The organism is Mucilaginibacter sp. PPCGB 2223 (assembly GCF_001705515.1).
Taxonomy (GTDB): domain Bacteria; phylum Bacteroidota; class Bacteroidia; order Sphingobacteriales; family Sphingobacteriaceae; genus Mucilaginibacter.
Genome location: NZ_MDJS01000001.1, coordinates 564842 through 589274 on the forward strand (window position 1 = coordinate 564842; position 24433 = coordinate 589274).

The following is a 24433-nucleotide window of genomic DNA, read 5'->3' on the forward strand; positions in this document are numbered from 1 at the left end:
CGATGAGTGATGCAGCCTTGAATGATAATAGTGATAAACAGCTTGCGCTCGATTTTGCTGCACTGCGAAGCCATGGTATCGAACTGATACAGCGGATGTGCGGCGATGTGTGGACGGATTTTAACCTTCACGATCCCGGTGTTACCATTCTGGAGCAGCTTTGTTATGCGATTACCGACCTGGCTTATCAAAGCGATTTTAATATTACCGACCTGCTTGCCGATAAGGACGGCAGCATTAATTACGAGGCCAATTCGTTTTTTAAGAAGCAGAACATCTTCACCAGCAACCCGGTAACTATCAACGATTATCGCAAGGCAATTATCGATGAAGTAAAAGAAACCGACAACGTATGGCTGATACCGCTGCTGCCCACCAACGATACCAACACCATCAGGGGATTGTATACCATAGTGGTGCAGGTAAATAAAATATTTGCCAAGCAGTGGCTTGCCGGCGAGGCCGATCCCGCAACGGTAAGCGCCAGCGTATTAAAAGCATATAGCTCAAAGCGCAACCTGTGCGAGGATATTTTTAACGATATTGTTGTACTGAAACCCGTTGAGGTTGCGATACATGCCGATATACAGATCGAGGCCAACCTGGTGCCAGAACAGGTGCTGGCCAATATTTACCTTACGCTCGAAAACAACATTAACAAACCGGTAAAGCATTTTACCGAGCTGGAGCTGAGCAAACGCGGTTTCACCGTCGATGAGATGTATTGTGGTCCTTTCCTGAGAAATGGCCTGATACCCGATAGTGAATTAAGCCCAAGGCAAAAGACGCTCGACTCGACCAATATAGCCAGCGCTATATCGGCAGTGCCCGGTGTGGTTTTGGTGAAAACTTTGACCATTGAAAGAATGCACAGCGCCGAACCTGTAAAAATACTGGAGCTTGCCGACTCCGAATTTGCTTTTCTCAATATCGAAAACCTCTCATCCATCAGTATTAATTTATTTGTAGATAAGTACCGGGTGCCGCCCATCCGTAAAACCATGTTTGGCGACCTGCTGCAAAAAGTCATCGAAAATGAATACCGCGATTTCGTTAAGTCATTTTACCGGTCGGGGACAGATCTGACCGGTACTTATCGAAATACATCCGAGTATTATTCTATTCAAAATTACTTCCCGTTTATATATGGCATAGGCGAGGAAGGGTTGTTTAGCTCAGTGCCCGAAGAGCGTAAAGCGCAGGCCAAGCAATTAAAAGCCTACCTGATGCTTTTTGAGCAGATACTGGCTAATTATCAAAGCCAGTTGGATAACATCGATACTTTTTTTACCAACGATTTGACCAAGGCAGATAACCAAACTTATTTCGCCAATACACTGTACAATATTCCGCGTGTGAAGGAACTTTTGATATCCTACGATATGGTGAAGGACGAACAGGAACAGGCGGAAAGCAAACGCAAAGGGTGGAAGTTTAATGAAACCAACTGGAAACAGTTTAAAAGCGATAAGAACAATGGTTATATGCAGGCACTCAAAGCCAACATCGAATCGGATGCTGATTTTGAGGACCGGAAGAACCGCATACTCGATCACCTGCTGGCCCGGTTTAACGAAACGGTTGTGGTATATCCGGTAAAGCTGTACAATTTGCTTTACCGTAACAGTCAACAGCCTGGCAGGGTAAGTAATGAAATCAGGTGGAAAGCTTCGATCTTAAAAGATTTTCATAAAATAAATTACAACCGGGCACGTGCTTTTGATTACCTGAAAGAAAATGATACCGGGTATAATTTTGAAAGTAAGATGCGTAAGCTGCTCTATATCAATAATGATGGAACAGAGCCGCTTACCAATATTTTTGAAAAAATTAATATAAAGTTTAAAAAACCCGAACATTATAAAAACGTATACTACCGTGATGAGAAGACCGATACCGAGGTTGACTGGAGCCCCGAGCTGCAGAAAATCGTACTCTCTAAAAAAGATGTGAGCGATTTGATAGACAACGGCTTGCTGGCCGGCGCCGAAAGCTCCGAAAAGGATGCCTTTGTATACCGGCAGCAGAACATATCGGTGCTGAAGCACGGCATTAACATTAACCATTATCGCATCGGGCCCGACCCTTTCCAGGAAGAGGATAGCCTGGTGCTCTATAAAGCGCCCGATGCCGAGCGCTGGACGATCTTAACCAGGATAAAAAATGCGGGTACGCCTGCGATATCGACTATCAAAAAACTGGTTAGTAACCTGGTTACTTTAAGTACAAAATCCGAAGGTTTTTATGTTGTGGAGCACATCCTGCTGCGTCCGTCGGTTAACTCTAAAGCTTACGGCTTTAAACTATACCGAGATGATAACCAGGTGATTTTTGAACATAACCGCCTGCTCACCTTTGGCGAGCGTGAGCAGATTGTGGCTAAGCTTTTAAAATTCAGCCCGGGCGATGACTTTTATCTTGCCCAGCAAATTGCCGAACTCGCTGCCGCCAACAAGCAAATTCACCATACCAAATGGGCCGACAGGGCGCAAGACTTTGTTAAAAAAGCAGATGCATTGTTAAAACAAGCATCGCACCTGGCTGCTAACGCTATCGTACTTGCCGATAAAGCGGGCGCCGAAGATGTAGCTATTGCCGAGCGGAACAAATACCTGGCCACGCAAAACGAAATTATTGCCGCGCTTAACCTGGATATTGCCAACCAGTTTTTAACCATCAGAAACAAAAGCAAGGTAGAGCCCGGAGTGATCCTGACCCATGCTGACAAAACCAAACTGGAAAGTGAGCTGAAAGTATTAATCGACAGTTATTATGCGGATGTTAAGGACCTGCTCGATAAAGCCAATCATATAGAAGACCTGGCCAAACAGCAATCAACAACAGTGAACAATGCTATCATGAGCGAAATTAGCCAGATGGGTAAGCTGATAAACCATACCGGCAATGTTTATACAGACATTGTTAGCTTGTATTCACTGCTTAACCAATACGGGCAGCAGCTATACCCGAGGTTTAAAATGCTGGTACATGTTAAGGATAACGAAATGATCAATGAGGACTTCTTTAGCTTTAATATGACTGTGATATTGCCGGAGTGGCCCGCGCGTTTTCAGGACAAGAGCTTTATGGCCAGCGCCGAAGGGTTACTGAAATACCATGCACCGGCGCATATTAACCTGCATATCAAATGGTTCGGGCTGAATAAGATGAAACGGTTCGAAGAGCTGTTCTTCGAATGGAGAAAAAGCCTGATAACGGGTAAGGTAGAAGATACGCACGACCTGGTTAGATTTTTGGCCGGTCATTTGGATAATAGCCATTCTGCTTAGCCATGCCGAACCACATTGTACAGCAGCAAGTGTTTGATGTGACCTTTCCTGAGGCCGGCACAGCGTACAGTCTGCAAAACAGGATCAGTGACTTGTTTCATAACCAGCTTTCGGATGCGATGGAGCAGCTGTTTACACGGCTGGTGCCCGATGAACAGGTACTGTCGATGGGGGATGTGGAAATTGATGTCGGCCATATTGCCAATAACCAGCTCGAATATGAACTGACAGACCGGATACTGCTTGAGCTTGAAAAAGCGATCAGGGCAAGGCTGGCTTTAATACCATCAGCAAACGGAGACGGACAGGTACAGGGGAGCATCAAAACCCCTGAAGACAGTTATACCAGCTTACTGGAGTATTTTTTACTGACCGGTACCATACCCTGGTGGGCAAGCGGTGACATGTTGACCGACCCGCTAAAGGTGATACAATATTTGATTGCCCATGGCGACGTGCTTTTGAAACGGCTGATCATGAACGTTGGTCAGCACAGCTATGTGCGGCAGCGGCTGGTACAGCAATTTCCTGAAGAGGTCATTCGGGGTATCATTCGGATTTTAGAACCGGCTCAGTCTGATTTTATTTTTGATTATCATGCCACCGTTGCTAAAACCCATCGTGAAGAAAAACTGATCACAAGCGCGCCTGCAAGTGAGTTTGAAAAGGCTTTATGGCTGTTCATCTTAACCTATATCCTGGTCGACCGGGGATCGTTTTTTAACCGCAAAATGTTTGTAAGCGTAACGCTCGGACAAATGGCAAGGCACTATAACCGTGCCTACGCTGATATCCTGACTCTGCTTGCCAAAGCGCTTACAAAATATAACCTGACCGAAAGGCAGAGTAACGAACTACTGCTCATTATTAATGATCTGTCGGTTGATGAGTTTAACCATGCTCCGCAGCCAAAACGTGGACGAGGAGCATACGTTAGCACCGCAGATGAGGAAGCTGTGTTGCAGGACCTCGAACTCATTAAACACTACCTGGTTTTTGGCAGCCTGCCCTGGTGGAGCGAACCTTACGACCAGGATAAACTTGCCCGCGTATTGCTTCACCTGCTGCAGGTTATTCCGAAAACTGTGCGTGGTGTGATCATCACAGTTGGCCAAAGCGAAGAAGTACGTAAACGAATAACTACTGTTTTTAACGATGAAGTTATAAGTGGTATAGTTAAAATACTGGAGCCTGCCGATGCTGCCTTTATTATCAATTACGTAAACGAGGTACAGGATATCCATGTAAAAAAGCCGGTAGTTTATACCGACAGCAAGGATTTTAAGAAGGCTGTATGGAAGTTTGTATTTGATTTCCTACTGGTCGAAAGCGGATCGGACTTTAACAGGCGGATGTTTTTGAAAAGCAACATCCGCAAGCTGGCCGACAATTATAACGTACAGTATTTTGAGATGCTGATGTACCTGGTGCAAAGCATCGGGCAGGTGCACCAGGATAATATCGAGCAGGCGCCCCTGTTTAAACTTTTGGCTATGCTGCTTAACGATACCGACGATGACAGGGGACTGAGTGAATTTAAACCGGATAGTCCGGGTCGGCGGGGTGCTGCTTACCATCGCGATACTACTGCTGAGAAAAGGCAGGTCGTGATAAAAGATATATTGCTCTATTGGTTAAACTACGGCAGCATTCCATGGTGGGGAAGTTCGTACTTTGAGCAGGGGCCGGTAAATATGTTTTTGTCCTTACTGGCGCAAGCGCCCAATGAGGCATTTTTATTATTGAAGTACAGCGGCACCATGCCACACATCCGCAGGCGCGTTATTTACCAGTTTCCGGCCGAACTGGTGATGGATGCTTTTGCACAGCAAAATACTGCTTCGAAAGCTGTTAAACACTACAAGTATTTGTTAGCTGTATTTGCTGAAACAGCAAAGGCCCTGCAGTTCGGCATCTCTATCAAAGAAATAGAAACCGTGCTGCTTACCCTTTTCTGGGATGAGTATAAGGCCGGCGATTATAAAGTATTAAACGATCGCGTTTTCCTGCAAAAGGCGATTTCCTACTTTTTTAAAAAAGCCGGTGCAGGCAATCATCCGCGTGTTATCCGCGAATTAAAGAGCGTGTTTGGTGCGATCGGCTCTGCTAAAACGGGAAAAAAAACAGCGTCGCTTAAAACATCCTTGCCTGATTCTTCTCCGGTTGCCGGCGATCGGGAAATTTACCTGCTAAGTTTGGAAGCGGCAATCGCGGAAACTGGTAAAAAAAGTGAAGATATATCGATAGAGGATATCCTTACCCTTACCCAGGATATACTAACAAATGGGGCTATTGATTCCATTGATATCAGCGAGGCGATAGCTGCTTACCTATACGCAAAAGAGCCTGCAGAACAGGAAGTGGCAGCCGAGGTGTTACGTATATTAAAACATTTTGCTGCGACGCAAAAACTACCCGACCAGTTTAAGAGCACCAATCCTGCATATATTGCAGCAGTAATCAGGCAATTGCTCAAAGTCCTGAAAAAGGCATTGCCATCTCCCTATAAACAGTTGATGGAAGATGCGGCTCAACTGAAAACCTATACCAGGGAAGATGCTGCAACAGGTGCCGGGGGCAAAATTGAAGGCAGCATCGAACAATTGATCAGCGCTTACCTGCATCGCGAAAAGCAACGAAAAAATGCTGTTGAAAAAGATGATATACTGAAAGAGGCGCAGGCATTATTGCATTATTTTTTGATGCACGGCAAATTGCCCGATGCTTTCAGGCAGGCCACCATAACAAATACGCCGGTAATTTTAAAGCAATTGATCCTGGCGCTGCATTATGCCCAACCCAATGCCTTAAACAATATGCTGCAACAGGCCAATTACCTGGCTGAAGCTAAGTTGCAGATACACAACCTGTTTTCGCTAACCACCAATACGGCTGAGAATAATGTGGCGCGTGTACTCAAAGAGCATATCGAAAAAGATATTGTTCAATATATCAAAGCTTTAGGCTCAATTCAGAGCGTTGACGAGCAGATTAAGACGCTGATAGAAGAACATTTGAATATCGACCGGGCAGATAGCCGGAAACTCATTATGAACTTATTGAAGCAGCCCTCGGCCGCCCGTTATATTGCCCGTTATTATACCAACGAACAGGTGCAGAACCTGTTGAATAACAATATTAGCCTGGTTGGCGGCACCGAAAATTTAGCCTGGCTTGCTGAGCTGCAAACACTCATTGCAGATAAAATAACCGATACCCTGCATCGTTACCAACTGAATAACCTGGTGCGGGAATTTAATATGTTAATGCTGGGCGGGCACGTTGGTGCCGCAAGCTTTATTGTTTATATTAAAGGGCTTTTTCGATTTATTGCAGCGCAAAACCAAAGGTTGTTTACTGCCTTAGCCGATGTTTTAGTTGATGCGGCCTCTGCCGACATGAAGATATTACCCGCTTTTCGCGGAAAACTTGCGGCCGCCTTAACCGAGCTTGATATTCAGAAAGCCGGTACTAAAGCTGCAGAGAACATTAAAAAACAACTGGATAAGGCTAACAATGAAGCCTTACAAAACCTGGCCGATCTGAATGCGGCCAAACAAAAAGCCGCCGAAACAAACCAGGTTAAAGACGAACTGAAACAAACCCTGCAGAAGCAGGAAGACGAAGCCAGGGATGAGGGCAAACGATCGATGGCGAAGCCAGATGATGCTATTTATATTCATAACGCGGGCCTGGTGCTGCTAAATCCGTTTATCCCAACTTTTTTTGTGCGCGTAGGGGTGATGCACGGCGGTAAGTTTGTAAGCGATGAGGCCCGGTTAAGAGCAGTGCATTTATTACAATACCTGGTTGATGGGACAAGCAACAGCCCCGAACATGCGCTGGTACTGAATAAAATATTATGCAATTTACCCATCGAAGAACCGGTGCCGGCCGAAATTGTTATGACAGAGGCCGAAAAACAGGTATCGCAGGATTTGCTGAAAGCTGTATTAAATAACTGGGATAAACTAAAAAACTCGAGCGTGGATGCCCTGCGTGGTACATTTTTAATACGCGAAGGCTCGTTGGTTTTCAGGGAAGATGCCTGGCACCTCAAGGTTGAACAGCGCGGCTACGATGTGCTGTTACAATTTTTACCGTGGACCATTGGTATGATCAGAACACCATGGATGGATAAATTTTTATATGTAGAATGGATATGAACATAGTTAAAAAAAATGCCGAGGCTCTGGCTGTGCAAATGCAATGGCTGGCCCGGATAATTGATACGCGGATGCAATTGTATTTCGGCCAGGATACGGAGTTTACGGATATTGTGCAGATACCCGAACCAGATATCGATCAGGATACGTCTACTTTTTCAAGCATCGTCCGCCATTATAAGATGAGTTTTGCAGAGCGCTTAACCTTGTTACTGGCGCTTGCACCACATGTACAGCCACACTTGCTGGATGTTTTTTTTGTAAGAAATTCGACCTACGACCGTGGTTTTACCGAGTTTGGCGGAGTAAAAGGGCAAAATCACAGCGGCTTTTTACCTACCGGCGAAACTTTAGCTTTTATCCTTGCCGGGAATGACATTGCGCGTCGTTTTGTGTTATTCGATATTTTTGGAGGGGGCCATTTTTTCAATAAATTCAATATTCTGAAGCTCGAGAGCCAGCAACCCGGCGAGCCTTTGCTGAGCGGTATCCTGCGCATATCACCAGAATACTTAAGCTTATTTATTCTCGGCGAAAGCCATAAACCCGAATATAGTACAACTTTCCCCGCAAAACGAATAACGACAATGCTGGATTGGCCTGACCTGGTTCTCGATTCGGTTGTAATGGAGGAAGTTGCCGAGATAAATGATTGGATACGGCATGGCGATACCCTGATGAAGGACTGGGAAATGAATAAAAAAATAAAGCCTGGTTTCCGTTCGCTGTTTTATGGCCCGCCGGGTACAGGTAAAACGCTAACCGCATGCCTGATGGGTAAATCATCCGGACTGGATGTTTACCGTATCGATTTGTCGATGATCGTATCAAAATACATCGGCGAAACCGAAAAAAACCTGGCCGGCATCTTTGATCAGGCAGAAAATAAAAACTGGATATTATTCTTTGATGAAGCCGACGCTTTATTTGGCAAGCGTACTTCGGCCAATAACTCTAACGACAGGCATGCCAACCAGGAAGTTGCCTATTTATTGCAAAGGGTTGAGGATTTCCCTGGCGTGGTAATATTGGCTACCAACTTAAAGGCCAATCTGGATGAAGCTTTTAGCCGTCGTTTTCAATCGATGATACACTTTCCGATGCCCGGCCCCGAGCAGCGCCGGCAGCTCTGGCGTAATGCTTTTTCGGGTAAAACAGTCTTTGAGCCCATGCTGTCGCAAAAATTTGATGAGATTGCTGTTAAATACGAACTGGCTGGTGGCGCTATCATCAATATTGTACGCTATTGCTCGTTGATGGCAATCAAACGCGGTGATAATATTATGAAGTATGATGACGTACTGGAGGGGATACGTAAAGAGTTTAGGAAGGATGGAAAGACAGTGTGAAGTATCATCAATGAGTGGAAAATACATCCTGCCGGAATGTTAGCGGTTATTTATCACCCTTGGTTTGTTGCCAGGCTTCTTCAATTGATATTGCTTTTTTTGAACGCTCGCCGATTGGAACATCATCTGACCATAGTGGCGGGTAAATAGATAAAAATTGCTCCGCAGAAACTGATTTGATCTCGGTTTGCCAGTTGTCGAATCTGAATGCAGAATAGAACTCTTCGAATTGATCTGTGCAAACCCATTTTAAAAAATTGTCGAAAGAAACATCCAAACCTTCCCATTCTAAGGTATCAGGGGCAAAATAATATACTTCGCCAAGGGGGGTATTAAAAGCTCCATTATTAATGGCAAAAAAACCACCGAGTACATCATCTGCAAAGAGTATAGCCTGGGGCATACGTTGTTGCTTACCTGTACCCGGAAAATTCCATGATTCAATACTTCTTGGCAACTTTTCGCTACCCGAACCCAGTATGCGCAACCAGCCGCTATCTACCAAAATACCCCCTGTATGGGTAATAACTATTCCTAAATAACTTGATTCATTAATGCCCGTTTTTTGAAACACTTCTGTCGCAGAATGGGGATGAGTATGAAGAATTTCGATTTGTCGTTGTGATGATTTTGCGGTATTCACCCAGCTCTGAATTTGATCCCAGGTTTCATTAATATTTTTTTCGCTCATAATTTATTTTTTAAAGTTGAATAGTTGTTGAGCCGTCCATTTGCGGTAATACCAGAACATCAACAGTTGTGCCATCCGGAGCGCCTTGCCTGAAAATGTGCCCGATCGAAGATCCGGCGCCACGGTTATCAGAAGGATCGATATGCCTTACGCTCGCTCCTGTGCCACCTTCAGACATAACGGCCATAGGATACTCATCTCTGTCGGTTCCTGAGATAGTCGGTATCCCTCGCAAAGATTTTCTGCGGTTTGAGGATGCAGTGGGCCTGTTTATGGTAACTCTGCTTGGTTGTCCCGAGTTAATCGCATCGGTGATATGTTGCACACTTTCGGGGTATACGGATGAATTAATAGATCCTAAAATAGCACCATCAGAAACTCTCTTTCTTTGAATGGTCTTTGCCTGTATGCTCCCATCATCTTTTTTCAGTTGGGCCGTTTCTTTTTCCTCACGTTCTCTTTCTTCAAACGCCAGAACCTGCGCTTCCAAAGGGCTTTCTTCTATAAGTTCGGCCAGACTTTTCTTTTGCAAAACCTTATGCTGAACAACACCGGATGAAGAATGACTATCGCCATTTTTTGAATCAACGTTGACGGGTTCGGAAAAACCGAGCGCTTTGGCACCCATAATATCCGCTTCCTGTTCCAAGCCCATATCCTCGTTTACATTTATGCCGCCTTTCATTTGTAATGTCGGTTTTACCCTGCCTTGTTTTTGTTGTACAACATGCCAGGCTTCGTGAGGGAGGTGCCTTTCTTGTCCCGAGGCGATATGAATATCGGAACCTTGTGCATAAGCGTGTGCGTGCAACTGTGCCGGTTTAGCAGAGTTATAATGCACTTTTACATCAGAGATATCAACTCCCGAGAGATTTTCAATTCCGGATTTTAAATTGTCGGGCAGGCCGGTTTTGTTTTCCTTTTTTTGAATAGGTACAAACCTGGTTGGCGCGCTTAAAGCACCGTCATCATCTTTCTTTTGCAATGTTTTGTTTGCAGTAAAAGGTTGTAAGTCGGCTTTATGTTGTTGGACGGAAGGCGGGGACTGCATTTTGTATGCATTTTGCTTAGGAGCGAATTCTTTTTGCTCGGGTAATTCTTCTGCTGTTAATTGAGATTTTTCTTGTAATACAGGTACAGCCGGCATACTTTTACCCCGCGTGGTATTGCTTTGGTTAGCAATAGCTTTTGATGTATTTTGTGTTTGTTTTGCGGCAGATATGTTTTCCATAGCGATTTATGGTTACACTATTTAAACATATTAAAATAATTTAATAGTGGCAACAATATAAATTGTATTAAGCAACTTAAGTGAAAAAATATGGGTTTGATAGACTGGGCAAATATTTACCGTTTTAATCAGGCGTGTATTAAGGAGCATGGCAATGGGGATACCCGAAGTTTAGGCTGGCGTGACAACAATAGCCAGCGTTTACGGTTTGATGCGCTGGCGGATATTGGCGATATGACCGGGCATTCGGTATTGGATGTGGGGTGCGGTTATGGCGACCTACGTGATTATCTTGGGGCAAGATATCCTGATATTACTTATACCGGTATCGATAACATGCAGGAGTTTCTGACTATCGCTATCGAACGTTACGGGCATCTGCCTGATACCACTTTTTTATACGGCGATTTTAGCAACGCAATTTTGCCGCGGGCCGACTATGTGTTTGCCAGCGGCAGCCTGAACTATTTTAATAACGAACCTGGATTTATTTACCGCATTATTGATAAACTGTTCAAAACCTGTAATATAGCATTCGGCTTTAACCTGCTCAGCGATATTGCGCCTATGGGGTTATTGGTAGCTTATGATATGAATGCGATAGTAAAATACTGTCAAAAATTATCGCCGAACGTGATTCTGAATAACAGTTACGCTGCCGACGATTTTACGATCTGGATGTATAAATAGTGGTATTTAGTACCTCGCTGCATTGTAGACTTTCATCTGCATAGCCTTGGCGCCCATCACATCGGCTTCGGTTTCTAAACCTTTGTCATCGTTTATGGGTACACTCTCTTTCATTTGCATGGTAGGTTGCACACGTCCCTGCATTTGTTGCACTACGTGCCATGCTTCATGCGGCAGATGCTTTTCCTGGCCGGATGCTACGTGAATATCCGAACCTTGTGCGTAAGCGTGAGCATTTAACTGGGCGGGCTGCGGCGAGTTATAGTGTACTTTTACGTGGTCCATCGACATCCCCGAGAGGTTTTCGACGCCCGATTTTAAATTATCGGGCAACCCTGTATTGTTTTTTTTTAGCTGGGTAACGAATTTACCTTGAGCAGGTAATTCTTCTTCCGGTCCTTTGAGTTGTGTAACGAATTTACCTTGAGCAGGTAGTTCTTCTTCAGGCCCTTTTAATTGCGTAACGAATTTACCTTGCATTGGCAACTCTTCTTCGGGACCTTTTAACTGGGTAACGAACTTGCCTTGAGCAGGCAGCTCTTCTTCAGGCCCTTTTAGCTGTGCGACAAATTTGCCTTGAGCAGGTAATTCTTCTTCAGGCCCTTTCAGTTGCGTAACAAATTTACCTTGAGCAGGTAACTCTTCTTCCGGTCCTTTTTTTTGCAGCACACCAACTGCCGACATACTTTTGCCCTGCACTATGCCACTGCTTTGATTGGCAGCAGCGTTTGATGAACCGTTTTTATTCTTTTCTGCGAAGATGCTTTGCATATACTTAAAGATTGAAAAGAAGTATATTATATAAAGCTATCATTATATCCTGATATCTGCAAGTTTTGATCAAATATCTGTTGATAACAAAAGCTGCTACGTGACCATTGGTGACACATAGCAGCTATTTACACGATGATTTATAATCTTTTTTACTCTTCTCCGGGCAGTGGAGGAGCAATAAACGGATAATCGATATTATTAATGATGGGTTTAATATCAAAAAAGTCGTTCAGTACAGATTCGGCAGTGCAATATGCGCCCTCAACCCAGGCCTGATCGTTCGAATAAGCCTCGCCAACGATAAAGATGTTGGCATCGGCGCCGGGTATCAACTGCGACGGCTTGCGGATTTTGCGTTGCACGTCGCATACATCGTAATGCGCCGCATAAGCGTGGTAGCCTGCATTAAACGGCGGCAACGACCAATCCATATACCGGGTTTCCAGCGGTTCGGGCACGGTATGGTAATCGGCATCGGGGCCAAAGTGCAGGGCAGCTAATTGCTGGCGCAGCATGTTTACCATTACCGGTTTGGCCTTGCGTGGGCCGTCTAACGGTTGATAATTCCCTGAAAAAGGTATTTTTTCTTCCGATTCTGTACCGTATTCCAATTCTTCCCAAAAACTGGTGTATTGCTCATCATCATAGCTGGCTAAAATGCCGTAAACAGGCGTGCCGGTTTTATCCAGCGCGTTATTGCCAAAGTACACTACCTGGCGTATAGGCATATCGGTTACGCTTGGGCCAATGGTGTTGGGCAATACTGCTGCAGCAGTAAGCACCTCTTTCTGTTTGGGAGTAAGTTGGGCACCAACTGAGTTTTGCACCGCGTTGAACATGAGCTGTGCGGTATAAAAAGGCTGATTCATTACCGTAATATCCTGGCTCATTTGATACAGGTATGGCGCCATAACAGTACCTTCCAGAGCGGTGATGACGCTGGTAGTAATGGTATACAAACGGATCGGGGCCGGGTATTTGGCTTTATCCAGCCACCAGGGCTCGCTAAAAAACATCCCGACTTTATAGGATGGCTGCAGTACTGCCGATTCGAGGTACAGGGCTACTTTGCGATGATTAAGCACATCTACGCCGGCATGATCCTCGTAACGTGTCGCCTGGGCCACGAGATCGATAGCGGCGCGGGGCATAGCCATCCACGCAGCATCAGTAGTCTTTGAGGCTGATTTTTTGTTCGGATTTTCTCTTGTGGCAAGGGTGTAACGCACTTTACCGTCGATCTGCAAAATAGAGTGCAGGCGGGTATTAGGATGATATTCAAAATGGACGTTTTTTTCTTTAGCCAGCTTTACTATCGCATCAAACAAGGCATTAAACATGCTCGAGTAGCCATGGGTTAACGTTTTGTACTGATTGCCAGGCGTGAACTCATTGTTGGCCTGCATGGCCACCGCCGAGTTCCAGTTAATGACGTTAGATGTGTAACCGTTACCATCGGCTGTATAGTTGAAGCCTTCAGATCCTAACTGATCGAACATCAAATTCCAGTAACCGATGTTTTTAACCTTATCGCCTTTTTTAAATACCGACGATGCCGGCATATCTACTTTAATAGCGCCGTCGCGGTAAAAATTATACCAATCGTTACGGGTAGCAGGGTAGGCAGGCGTTACGGCAAGGTTACCAACAACCGAGAAGCCATTATCGGGCGGATAATACTGCCCGTCGTTAACAACCTTATACGGCGCAGGGTTATTTGTATTTATCTGGTTAAGATACATGTGTTTGTGGCGCAGATAATACAAAGGCAGGTCCGACTCGTTAAACTGGATCGAATACTGGTCGAGGTCCAGATCTTTAATCACCGTTGTCACCAGGCGATGACCCTGACCGTTGGGTGTGCCATCCCAGTCGGAATAGCGCATGCCGCCTACTTCGAGGTACGAATTGGTGCTTTTGTTTTGATAGTGCCAGGTACAAACGCGGGCACCTGCCGGGCGGGTTTTGTCGGTAGTGCCTAAAAAGTCGTAATTGCCCCAATCATATAATTCGAGCACATCGCCGGCTACCAGCTGTTTAACCTTGCCCTTTTCGCTTGTGGGTTCGCCGTTTAGCAAGCGCCACGCTGTATAAAGGCCGGCGGCGCCGGCTCCAAAAATGGAATAAGTTTTCTTCATGTTTTTAGTTTATGACAGGTTTTAAGATTTAAGGCATAGTTCCGAGCCGGTACATCTGGCCGGGTAGATCTTTTTGAGGGATCACCACTTCAACCAACGTAGGTTTGTCGACAGTATGAGCCAGCGTTTGAAGCAAAGATTCCAGTTGCGTTATCGTGGTGACGCGGTGACCGTCGGCATTAAATGCTTTGGCCAGGGCCAGGTAATCCCATTTGGGCAGAATATCGAACGCGTCGAATTTATGCTCAGGGCCGGGCTCAAATGCTGTAATATCCACATACACCTGTTCAATGGCGTAAACCTGGTTGCTCATCACGAAGATCACGGCATTCAATTTATTCCGCGCAAGCGTAGACAGCGATTGGCAGACCATCATAAAACCACCGTCGCCGGCCACTGTCCAGGCGCGTTTGCCGCTGCCCATCTGCGCACCCATAGCGGCCCCGGTTTCAAAACCGATACATTGCCATGCGGCCGAGGAGATAAAGCTGTTTTGTTTTAAACCGTAAGCATTGGTGGCAACATAGAGTGAACTACTTACACCATAGGTCATGATGATATCTTTCAACAGGTCGTGGTCCGCTAAAAACTTCATGGTGTGCTGGAAGAAACGGTTATAGGTGATGACTTCGGGGTATTTATCCCATTGCGCGTCGGAGTTTTCCTTCCATGGGTTGGGATAAGCCGGTTGCAGCGGCGCTGCCGTTTTAAGGGGATAGACAGGTACGGTAGGCGGAGTGGTGCTTGGTTTGGATGTTTTAAACAGATGCAGTAAGCCTTCCATAAAATCGCGCATGGTAACACCTTCGTATAAATAATAACCGGCGCGGACCTGCTCGGTATTGGCTAATACCACGTTAGGGTATTGGTTTTCGATGAAGAACAGGTAATCATCGGTCATGATGGTGCCGAGCGTTAAAAAACAGTCAGATTTGGCTACCGTCTGCACCACACTGTCTATCGATGCAGCATCTGCATATGTGCCGATGAATTTGTCACCGCCTTCGTCCAGCACGGTTTTACCCAGGGTGGTTGTGGTATATAAAAATCCGCTGGCATCAATTATTTGTTGTAACAGAGGAGCAAGGCCGTGGCGCAGTACTTCGACGCCGGCAAATATTAAAGGATTTTGAGCCTGTGTAATTTGCGACCATGCCTGCGTTAAAGCATTTTGCAAAGCCAATGGTTCGCTTTTGATGATGACCGGTTTTAACGGAATGTTGGATGGCTTAGGGCAGGGCTCGGCCCAGACCTCTTTGTAACAGGCAATGTAAACCGGGCGACTGTGTGTTAACGCGGCCACGATCAGGTTGTCTATCTTTTCGGCTGCACCTACCGATGTTCTTAGGGTGATGGCGCCAACGGTTACATGCTTATAAATCTCTTCATCGGCCTGTAAATTGCCTGTCGAGTGGTGATAAAGCACGTCGTACATATTGGTGATATTACGGGCATCGCTGCCGGGCGTAGCGCTGATCACCACAATCGGGCTACACTCGACATATGCGCCTGCGACTGCGTTGAGCGCGCTGTAGGTGCTTACGCCGTATTGAAGCGACATAGCTGCCAATCCGCGGGTACGGCCATAGGCATCGGCAGCGTAGCCGGCATCGAGTTCGTTGGCGCAGCCTATGGCGTTTACACCTTCAAAAGTTTCGAGTGTTTGGGTGAAATGCTTCACATAATCGCCCGGGATCTGGAAAACTTCGGTAACATTGAGTTGCTTTAACCGTGTTAACAGGTAATCGGCAACCGTAAAAGGCTGATTCGTCATTGCAATAAGTAGTTGATTTTTAGGTGGACTAAATATAATAACAATAATGTTATATTTATATTATTAAAATAATATTTATTGTGCAAAAGTTCTTCCTGTAGAGATGTTTACTTCATTGAACCAATAATCTCACATTAGTGCTAAGCCAATCTGCAACGTTTTAGATAATGGTATTTTTTACATCCAGGTAAGATTTTCTCAAAGATATATTTATCATGGCTGCGATTGGGATTTGCTTATTTGATTTTTAAATTGTAGAATTGACAATTAAAGCCAATTTCAAAATAAACCAATCAAATAATGACTGTAAAAAACACGCGTTTAAGCGCAGCTATTTTATTTGGCCTGTGTATGGCAGGCCTATCGGCGCAAAGCCAGACTAAACTAACCCTGCAATTAGATAACACACCGGCGAAAGTAAGCCCGGCACTGTACGGGCTGATGACTGAAGAGATCAATTATTCGTACGATGGGGGATTGTACGCCGAACTGATCCGTAATCGCATTTTTAAGGATAATCCTAAGGCACCCGACCATTGGGCGCTGGTACAATCCGGCGATAGCAAAGCATCGATTGCTTTGGATAATAAGCATCATATTAATGAGGCATTGACAACCTGTTTGCGATTGGACATTGAACAGGCGGGAGCAAGAACGGGCATAGCCAACGATGGTTATTGGGGGATACCCGTAAAGCCGGCAACTACTTATCATGGCAGCTTTTATGCCCGGACAGATGCAACAGGCGGCACGTTAACCATCAGCCTGGAAAGTACCGATGGCAAAACTGTTTATGCCACGGCACAGGTAGCCGGTGTTAACGATCAATGGCAGCAATATAAATACAGTTTAACCACTGCTAAAGATGTTAAGCCGACAGCCGACGCACGGTTGGTGATATCGGCCGGCAAAGCCGGATCGTACTGGTTTAACCTCGTATCGTTGTTCCCGCCAACTTATCATGGTACAGCAAATGGCAACCGCATTGATATTATGCAACTGCTTGCTGATATGAAACCCGCTTTTTTACGCCTGCCTGGCGGTAATTACCTCGAAGGGCAGATGTTTTCGACACGGTTTAACTGGAAGAAAACTTTAGGCAGCCTGGATAAGCGCCCCGGGCACATGGGTACCTGGAGCTACCGTTCGTCGGACGGGATGGGCTTGCTCGAATACCTGGAGTGGTGCGAGGACTTGCATATGGACCCGGTGCTGGCGGTATTTGCTGGCTACACATTGAACCGCGATTATTTAGAAGCCGGCCCGCTGTTAAAACCTTTTGTTGATGAAGCATTAGAAGAAATAGAATACGTTACCGGTGATGTAAATACCAAATGGGGAGCAGTGCGTGCGCAAAACGGGCACCCTAAACCCTTCAATTTAAAATATATCGAGATAGGTAACGAGGACGGTTTTGATGTTTCGGGAAGTTATGATGGGCGTTTTGCACAATTTTACGATGCGATAAAAGCTAAGTACCCCAACTTGCAATTGATATCGACCATTGGCGGTCGCGATGGGCTGGGATCGAGGTTCCCGATAACATTACGGAAACCCGATGTGATTGATGAACATTATTACCGTAACGCATCCGAAATGGAAAGCGATGCCAGCCATTATGATGATTACGACCGCAAAGGGCCAAAAATATTTGTAGGGGAGTGGGCCACGCGCGAAGGTTCGCCAACGCCTAACTTTAACGCCGCTTTGGGCGATGCCGCATGGATGACCGGTATGGAGCGTAATTCGGATATTGTAATAATGTCGTGCTATGCGCCATTGTTTGTGAACGTTAACCCGGGCGGCATGCAATGGAAATCGGACCTGATAGGGTACAATGCCCTGAGCAGTTATGGTTCGCCATCGTACTATGCGCAAAAAATATTTAATGAAAATAAGGGAGATAAGGTGATAGCGATCAGTTCCGAAAACATCCCGGCCAAAATGCAAAAACTAAGCGGGCGCGATTCGGCAGCAGGCAAAACCCCAAAAGCTATCCCTGCCATGTTTTATGTAGCAACTAAAGATAGTAAAACGGGCAAAATTTATATTAAAATAGTAAATACACTTGGTACCGCCCAGGCTGTCGATATCGAATTGAAAGGCGCCGGAAATGTGAATGCCAATGGTACACTGATTGAATTGAAAGCCGATAAACCCGAAGATACCAACAGCATTACCGAACCTCAAAAAATAGTACCCGTAACAACTACTATCAAAGGCCTGGGGCAGACTTTCAGCCGGACCTTGGCTCCATACTCCATCAATATTTTGCAGATCGATACCAAATAAAGAAGTACTTATTTACCAACATCAGGGACAGTTGTGGGTGCATTACCCCAATTGTCCTTGTAATATAGGGTGTTTTTGATAGTTAACCCACTTGCGTTTTTAAGTCCGATCAGGGTATTGTTATCTTGCGGCTTGACCATTTTTACACCGCTAATTTTCGTACCATTAACATCGTCCAGAAATAAAGGGTACCTGCTATCGCGCTTCTCGTAGTTAAAAGTGCTGTTGGTGATCTCCAGGCCTTTTACATGACGTGCCCAAATACCGTAGGATGGTTCTAACTTTAAGTCGGCCACGTTGTATTGCCCAACACCCAATTCGCCTGGGTTGGCCAAAGTATCTGCTGCAGCGTTACCTCCTTTAACCAGGATATTGACATCGTTAAAAGTAACGTTGTTAATATAGCCGGTATGCTTGCCGTTTGGCAGTTTAAAGTCCAGCCCACCGGTTACATCGGCAGCATCGGGTAGTTTATAACCTGCTACAATAGCTGTGGCCTTGCGCTGTGTACCATCATAAGGTTTCCATTTTTTGCCGTTGTAAGCGCTGCCGCCGTATACTTCGTAAACGTCGATCCCTTTGAGGTTGATGTTTTCAACCTGGCCGATGTCGACATTTTTAATCAATAACTCATCATGCTTTTTACCATCCTCGGTAAAGTTATATCTGCCCGCTTCGGCACCAATGATGCGACCCCGGTTTGATATGGATATAAAAAACGGCGCAGTGGCTCGGTACATTTTCGACCGGTAGCGGATTGGCCCTGTACGGCCGCTATTCAGGTAAACATCTTTTACGTGCGCGCCGTCGTTTGTAGAGATGGAAAAACCGGCTTTGTTGGCACCAAGGATATAGATATTATCCACGTAAACCTGCATGATATCGTCGGCGGTTTCGGAGCCGATCTGCACCAGGTTGCAATTGGTATCGCCGATAACATTGCGCACCATATAGTTTTTTACTGGGCGTGTAAAGCCCAAAGAGCAATCTGACCCTGGTTTAATCACATCATCGCTGCTAACGCGCGAAAAAATATTGGTAACGGTAACGTTGTTACACTCCATAAAATCGTAAACATCGCGCACGTTGGTCTGATGCTCTTTGCTGAAGTAGGTATCATGCACATTGATATTGTCTGTCCCTGTCGCTAATAAAGCGAAATGCCCGGTACGGTCAATCTTCAGCATGTGCTCCGCATCTTCAATTTTTGCACCTTTTGGGCCGATGTAATAAGGCTCGTTCTTAGCTTCATCGTACCAAAGGTCTTCTTTATGGTAAATACCGCCGATCTCGATATTGGTGCACAGCTTGAGGCTGAACATTTTGTCGCAACGGTTATCCGGGGTGTTTTTCATTACGCCATCGCCGTTTACCAGGTTGGCATTGCCCGTAATAGTGCCATTACCGATGATCTTGATATTATCCAACCGTTCGCCAAAAAACATTGCGTTGTTAAAGTAGTGGTGGCCAACATCCTGCTTGGTCATGTAGTTTTCCGGATCGGCGTAAGGGCCGGCATCGGTAGGCGATAAGCCTGAGCGATACTTCCTGTCGCTGAACCAGGTCGTTTCGGGCGCATCACCCCCTTTTAGAGCGTTAATGCTGGCATCCTGTTCTACATACAAATACACATTGCTCATCAAATGAATCGTGCGAACCATATAAGTCCCCTTTGAGAATAGCAAAGTGCCGCCGCCGATCTGGTTAAGATAGGCGATGGCTTGATTGATACCTGCTGTATTATCATCGGTGCCATTGCCGTTAACACCAAAAGCCTTTACATCCATCTTGCCTGAATAAAACAGAGCTGTATTTGAAAAACCTTTGTTAGAACCCGATTTAACATTGAGCTTAAAAGTGTAAAGCTGGTTTGGTTTTAAGCCCGAAACGGTTGCTGTTGATGTTTTGGTGTCGACATATGCCTGCGTGGCAGACCAGGTTTTTCCTTTATCCAAGGACTGCAATATCTGCACATTTTGAATGCCCGTTCCCCATTTAAATGTGGCTTTGGTATATAGGTCGGGCGTTTCTTTGTATTGTAACGGCCGGTTAGCTACTCTTTCAAAGTCAGAAACATGTTGCGTTACCGTTAGCGACGCGGTTTCTGTGCCTGTACCTGCACTGGATAACTTTTCGGGCGCAGATGTAGTGTACTGTGCCCTGAATAAGTACGAACCTGTTTTTTTAAGATTTACATCGTGAATGACAACTTTTAAATCTGCGCCGTTTGCCGGCCTGAAATCGAGGTGGCTGAATGTGATCATCGAGCCGCCATTGGGTAGTTTTTTGATTTCTGCATCACCAACTTTATGGTATGAGTATTTGGTACCCGCGCGACCGATAGATTGCGTAGCCAGTCCGCTTAATTTAACGTCGCCACGGCCGATAACATTTACAGTGGTATTATCCATTGTAGCATTAATGCCATCGGGTAAAAATATCTTAACACCGGCATCTGGGCTGCGCTGGCCTGCTGTAAAATAGAGAGCTAAAGTATGATTGGTATTAACCGTAAAGAATGATTGAGATAATATTAATTTACCACTAAGCGCCATTGGCTTTATCACTATATAATAAGTTCTTGCAGCCGAACCATCCTGAGTTGTAACAGTAAGCCGGTCGCCATCCAGCAGATCGCCATCAGTTTTAATAGATCCGTTTTTATCTGTAACTGTATATTTTTGAGCAACACCATCTGCCGATGCAAGCTGCAAAGGCAATTGTTTTACGTCGGTTTTTGTCGACACCAATCCCTGGTCCTCGGGCGTATCAACGGTATACCGGTAAGTACTGCCGGTTATAACTACTATCGTGTCGTTAGTTATACGGGCAATATTTGTAGCGTTTTTGCCGTAGGTTATTTGTGTGCCCAGCTTCAACGTCGAAGCTCTTTGAGCCATTACGCAGGTGCAGGTCAGCAATAAAAGAATAAAGCCAGATACTTTTTTCATGATAATATTCGGGAACAAAATGATATAATAATATTTTAAGGCAGACGGGTGATACCTGTCCGATGTAAAATTTCATCTAAATATGATGCCTGTCTGATGCGGAATTGGCATACTATTCATTGATATTGACATTTAATGACAAACCCTATACGGTCAATTTTTAAATTGGCTAATTTCAATCGCATAAACCGACATAAAAATATTCCGGATATGAAAAACGACTTTGTCTCGCGCCGATCATTTATTGGGCAATTAAGTATTGGTACTGCCGCGCTGCTTACTTATCCATCGTTAACAGCTTTCGGGAACCCGCAAAAGCAATTAGGCGTGGCATTAGTTGGCCTGGGTAAATACAGTACCGGGCAATTGGGGCCTGCGCTTAAGCAAACACAGTTTTGCAAATTAAGAGGAGTAGTAACAGGCGATAAGGCCAAGGGGCAGCAATGGGCAAAAGATCATGGTTTCCCCGAAAGTAATATTTACAGTTATGATACGATGGCAGAACTTGCCCATAACCCGGATATCGATATTGTATACGTGGTTACGCCCAACGGCCTGCATGCACAACATGTTATTGCCGCGGCAAAGGCAGGCAAGCACGTGATCTGCGAAAAACCTATGGCTAATACCGTGGCAGAATGCGACGCGATGATCAAGGCTTGTAAAAAGGCCGGCGTTAAACTATCTGTTGGATATCGCCTGCATTTCGATCCTTATCACCGGGAATTAATGCGACTGGCCCGGGATAAAGACTTCGGTACATTTACCAAGATGAGCGGTGATCGGGGTTTTGTGATGAATACCAAAGTTTGGCGGGCGGATAAGAAGCTTGCGGGCGGAGGGCCCATTATGGACCTGGGAGTATATATTATACACGGCGCCTGTATGGCGGCAAATGGCGTAGCGCCGGTGTCGGTGACAGCGAGCGAAATACCCAAAACGCGCCCCGATATTTTTAGCGATGTTGAGGAGGGTATGAACTGGACAATGCATTTTGCCGATGGCGCCGAATGCACCGCCTTTACCAGTTACCGGCACAGCGCCGATCATTTTAAGGCCGAGGGAGCAAAAGGCTGGATTGAGTTTAAAGAGCATGCTTTTACCTATCGCGGAATGGTGGTAGAGACCAGCCGCGGGCCGCTTAGTTTCACGCCGCCATTTCAACAGGCGCTGCAGATGGATAATTTTGCCCAATGTGTATTGAACAATACCGAAAGCATCGTTCCCGGCGAATTAGGCAGGCGCGATCTGGCTATCATCGAGGCTATTTATAAGGCAGCGCAGAGCGGCAAACGGGAACTGGTAAATGTATAACGGTAAGGGTGGTACAGCGGTATTTATAACAACCTGGCTTAATAAAATGTAAATATCACTGAATTAACCTAAATAAAATTATGCTGTATTTGCTTAACCAATTATTGCTTTGTTGATCAATCTCCCTGATGGATGATCAATGAGCTGACCAAGTAACCTGATTAAGTTGAAGAAAGCTACTCAAAATGGACTGATATCTTTGATCCAGAACGGAGATATTAAGGCATTTGATGAGTTCTACAAGCAAAACTGGCGGCAATTATACCAAATGGCTTACCACTCAACCGGCTCAGTTGAGGATGCCAAAGACCTGGTTCAGAACGTATTTATTAACTTTTGGAATGCCCGCTACAGCATAGATGTTAATCAATATCATCAATCATACCTTTTTACTTCGCTACGCAACAGTATTATCAATCATTATAAAAAGGACGAGGTTAAAAAACGCGGACTGGAAGAGCTATTGCATTTTGACAATCAGCCCGCACATACCAGCGAAGATCATTACATCGCCAAAGAACTTGCACAAAACATCAGTACGCAGGTAGAAGAGCTGCCGCAAAAAATGCAGCGCGTGTTTGTGCTGTCGCGATACGAACATCTGAGCATTAACGAAATATCCGAAACCCTGAATATTACCCCCCGTACAGTTAAGAATCAGCTCTCCAGCGCCTTGAAAATTCTCCGCACGCGCGTCGGCACCTGCGGCATCATTCTTTTTTATATTTTTTTTAAATAAGCCTGGTACCTCGGCCAGCATAAACTGTATTAACCTGTATTACGCCAATACTCTTTGTTTTTAGCAGATAGTATCGCAAACCTAAAAAGCAATTATCCGATGTTTAAAAAAAGCAAGCCAAAATCGTGGGACGATCTTGGCGAAGATCATCTGTACGATGAAAAAATAATGAAGGCCATCGAAAAGAGTATGCTTAACCATATTCACAGGCATATTTATGCAGACAGGCATTTTTTTAAAACAAGAACTTTTAAATATGTCGCAGCTGCAGCCTTGTTGCTCTTTACATCAATTGGGCTATTGCTTAAATCCCGGCAAACCAATAACGATAAGTTGCTCAGCATAACCGCGCTCAAAGGGCGCATATCTATCATTTCGCTGCCCGATGGTTCTAAAATATGGCTCAACTCAGGCTCAACTATATCGTACCCCGAAAAGTTTGCCAGGATACGAGAAGTAAGATTGGTTAACGGTGAAGCTTTTTTTGATATCAGGCATGATGACAACCATCCTTTTATAGTGCGCTATGGCAATATGCACGTACAGGTTTTAGGTACTGCATTTAATGTTAAATACTACACCAAATTAAATGATGTACGCGTAACTGTGGTGCGCGGCCTGGTTGAAGTGGGCGATAAAACACGAAGTTTTGGCATGATAACGCCGGACAAAGAGATCATATATAATCAGAAGAAAGATACCCATACTGCCCGCCAGATCAATTCGCAAAAAGTGTCGGCCTGGAAAGCCCGCGAGGTTAACCTTTATGATGTGCCGTTTGAAGACCTGATGCTGACGCTGGAAAATGTTTATGGTATTACTGTGAAGTACGATCGTGCTAAAATGAAGGATGTGGTTACCACTATCCATTTTTTAAGTACCGACGACCTGAAACAGGTACTCGAAATTATTAAAACTATACATGGCCTGAATTATACGATAGAGGGGAAGGAGGTTAGTCTGGAAAAATCTTAACTCCCGCAAAAGACAATACCCGGACAAAAATGCCTCGGGTATTGCAGAATAGTGATGTA

At 45.1% G+C, this 24433-nt stretch carries 14 protein-coding genes; 8 read left to right on the forward strand and 6 right to left on the reverse strand.

Annotation, left to right across the window (positions count from 1 at the left end; translation table 11 throughout):
* The first annotated feature begins 2 nt into the window (after positions 1–2).
* Genes BEL04_RS02220 through BEL04_RS02230 form a run of 3 tightly spaced genes read left to right on the forward strand, consistent with a single transcriptional unit; the run spans position 3 to position 8805 of the window.
* A complete protein-coding gene (locus tag BEL04_RS02220; RefSeq protein ID WP_065999734.1) occupies positions 3–3290 on the forward strand; it encodes a hypothetical protein in 3288 nt (1095 codons plus the stop codon).
* Between the two features lie 2 nt (positions 3291–3292).
* Positions 3293–7456 (forward strand): contractile injection system tape measure protein, encoded by a 4164-nt coding sequence (locus BEL04_RS02225; protein WP_065999737.1) that lies wholly within the window; start codon positions 3293–3295, stop codon positions 7454–7456.
* Positions 7453–8805, forward strand: a complete 1353-nt coding sequence (locus tag BEL04_RS02230) for an ATP-binding protein (RefSeq protein WP_217493593.1) — start codon at positions 7453–7455, stop codon at positions 8803–8805. The genes BEL04_RS02225 and BEL04_RS02230 overlap by 4 nt, the downstream gene beginning before the upstream one ends.
* A gap of 46 nt (positions 8806–8851) precedes the next feature.
* On the opposite strand, the gene BEL04_RS02235 is transcribed toward BEL04_RS02230, so the two are convergent.
* Both BEL04_RS02235 and BEL04_RS24490 read right to left on the reverse strand, forming a co-directional pair.
* Positions 8852–9496 (reverse strand): DUF2625 family protein, encoded by a 645-nt coding sequence (locus BEL04_RS02235; RefSeq protein ID WP_065999742.1) that lies wholly within the window; start codon positions 9494–9496, stop codon positions 8852–8854.
* A gap of 10 nt (positions 9497–9506) precedes the next feature.
* Positions 9507–10727: a DUF4157 domain-containing protein gene (locus BEL04_RS24490; protein WP_217493594.1), complete on the reverse strand. Its 1221-nt coding sequence runs from the start codon at positions 10725–10727 to the stop codon at positions 9507–9509.
* A gap of 90 nt (positions 10728–10817) precedes the next feature.
* Between BEL04_RS24490 and BEL04_RS02245 the strand changes: the two genes are divergently transcribed.
* Positions 10818–11417 (forward strand): trans-aconitate 2-methyltransferase, encoded by a 600-nt coding sequence (locus BEL04_RS02245; protein WP_065999745.1) that lies wholly within the window; start codon positions 10818–10820, stop codon positions 11415–11417.
* A 6-nt stretch (positions 11418–11423) separates the two neighbouring features.
* On the opposite strand, the gene BEL04_RS02250 is transcribed toward BEL04_RS02245, so the two are convergent.
* From BEL04_RS02250 to BEL04_RS02260, 3 genes are all read right to left on the reverse strand, one after another.
* Complete coding sequence (locus BEL04_RS02250) at positions 11424–12188, reverse strand: DUF4157 domain-containing protein (protein ID WP_217493595.1); 765 nt, start codon at positions 12186–12188, stop codon at positions 11424–11426.
* 152 nt (positions 12189–12340) lie between these two features.
* Positions 12341–14329, reverse strand: coding sequence for a hypothetical protein (locus BEL04_RS02255; protein ID WP_065999746.1), 1989 nt, complete (start codon positions 14327–14329; stop codon positions 12341–12343).
* A 28-nt stretch (positions 14330–14357) separates the two neighbouring features.
* A complete protein-coding gene (locus BEL04_RS02260) occupies positions 14358–16103 on the reverse strand; it encodes an alpha-keto acid decarboxylase family protein (RefSeq protein ID WP_065999747.1) in 1746 nt (581 codons plus the stop codon).
* Positions 16104–16403: 300 nt separating this feature from the next.
* Here BEL04_RS02260 and BEL04_RS02265 point away from each other — a divergent pair, with 300 nt between their 5' ends.
* Positions 16404–18395, forward strand: a complete 1992-nt coding sequence (locus BEL04_RS02265; protein WP_065999748.1) for an alpha-L-arabinofuranosidase C-terminal domain-containing protein — start codon at positions 16404–16406, stop codon at positions 18393–18395.
* 8 nt (positions 18396–18403) lie between these two features.
* Here the strand turns inward: BEL04_RS02265 and BEL04_RS02270 are convergent, their stop codons facing one another.
* Positions 18404–21346: an endopygalactorunase gene (locus BEL04_RS02270; RefSeq protein ID WP_065999750.1), complete on the reverse strand. Its 2943-nt coding sequence runs from the start codon at positions 21344–21346 to the stop codon at positions 18404–18406.
* A gap of 210 nt (positions 21347–21556) precedes the next feature.
* Here BEL04_RS02270 and BEL04_RS02275 point away from each other — a divergent pair, with 210 nt between their 5' ends.
* The 3 genes from BEL04_RS02275 (at position 21557) to BEL04_RS02285 (ending at position 24374) form a co-directional block, all read left to right on the forward strand.
* Positions 21557–22660 carry a Gfo/Idh/MocA family protein gene (locus tag BEL04_RS02275; RefSeq protein ID WP_066003358.1) on the forward strand — a complete coding sequence of 368 codons (1104 nt, stop codon included), beginning with the start codon at positions 21557–21559 and terminating at the stop codon, positions 22658–22660.
* A gap of 166 nt (positions 22661–22826) precedes the next feature.
* Positions 22827–23399 carry an RNA polymerase sigma factor gene (locus BEL04_RS02280; protein WP_175403980.1) on the forward strand — a complete coding sequence of 191 codons (573 nt, stop codon included), beginning with the start codon at positions 22827–22829 and terminating at the stop codon, positions 23397–23399.
* A 99-nt stretch (positions 23400–23498) separates the two neighbouring features.
* On the forward strand, positions 23499–24374 hold the full coding sequence (locus BEL04_RS02285; protein ID WP_139112896.1) for a FecR family protein: 876 nt from the start codon (positions 23499–23501) through the stop codon (positions 24372–24374).
* Positions 24375–24433 lie beyond the last annotated feature (59 nt).

Bases quoted from the DNA above. Each gene is read 5' to 3' on its own strand.
- BEL04_RS02235 (WP_065999742.1), bottom strand. From the start codon at position 9,496: ATGAGCGAAAAAAATATTAATGAAACCTGGGATCAAATTCAGAGCTGG.
- BEL04_RS02225 (WP_065999737.1), top strand. From the start codon at position 3,293: ATGCCGAACCACATTGTACAGCAGCAAGTGTTTGATGTGACCTTTCCT.
- BEL04_RS02220 (WP_065999734.1), top strand. From the start codon at position 3: ATGAGTGATGCAGCCTTGAATGATAATAGTGATAAACAGCTTGCGCTC.
- BEL04_RS02275 (WP_066003358.1), top strand. From the start codon at position 21,557: ATGAAAAACGACTTTGTCTCGCGCCGATCATTTATTGGGCAATTAAGT.
- BEL04_RS02245 (WP_065999745.1), top strand. From the start codon at position 10,818: ATGGGTTTGATAGACTGGGCAAATATTTACCGTTTTAATCAGGCGTGT.
- BEL04_RS02260 (WP_065999747.1), bottom strand. From the start codon at position 16,103: ATGACGAATCAGCCTTTTACGGTTGCCGATTACCTGTTAACACGGTTA.
- BEL04_RS02250 (WP_217493595.1), bottom strand. From the start codon at position 12,188: ATGCAAAGCATCTTCGCAGAAAAGAATAAAAACGGTTCATCAAACGCT.
- BEL04_RS02230 (WP_217493593.1), top strand. From the start codon at position 7,453: ATGAACATAGTTAAAAAAAATGCCGAGGCTCTGGCTGTGCAAATGCAA.
- BEL04_RS02255 (WP_065999746.1), bottom strand. From the start codon at position 14,329: ATGAAGAAAACTTATTCCATTTTTGGAGCCGGCGCCGCCGGCCTTTAT.
- BEL04_RS02270 (WP_065999750.1), bottom strand. From the start codon at position 21,346: ATGAAAAAAGTATCTGGCTTTATTCTTTTATTGCTGACCTGCACCTGC.
- BEL04_RS02265 (WP_065999748.1), top strand. From the start codon at position 16,404: ATGACTGTAAAAAACACGCGTTTAAGCGCAGCTATTTTATTTGGCCTG.
- BEL04_RS02285 (WP_139112896.1), top strand. From the start codon at position 23,499: ATGTTTAAAAAAAGCAAGCCAAAATCGTGGGACGATCTTGGCGAAGAT.
- BEL04_RS24490 (WP_217493594.1), bottom strand. From the start codon at position 10,727: ATGGAAAACATATCTGCCGCAAAACAAACACAAAATACATCAAAAGCT.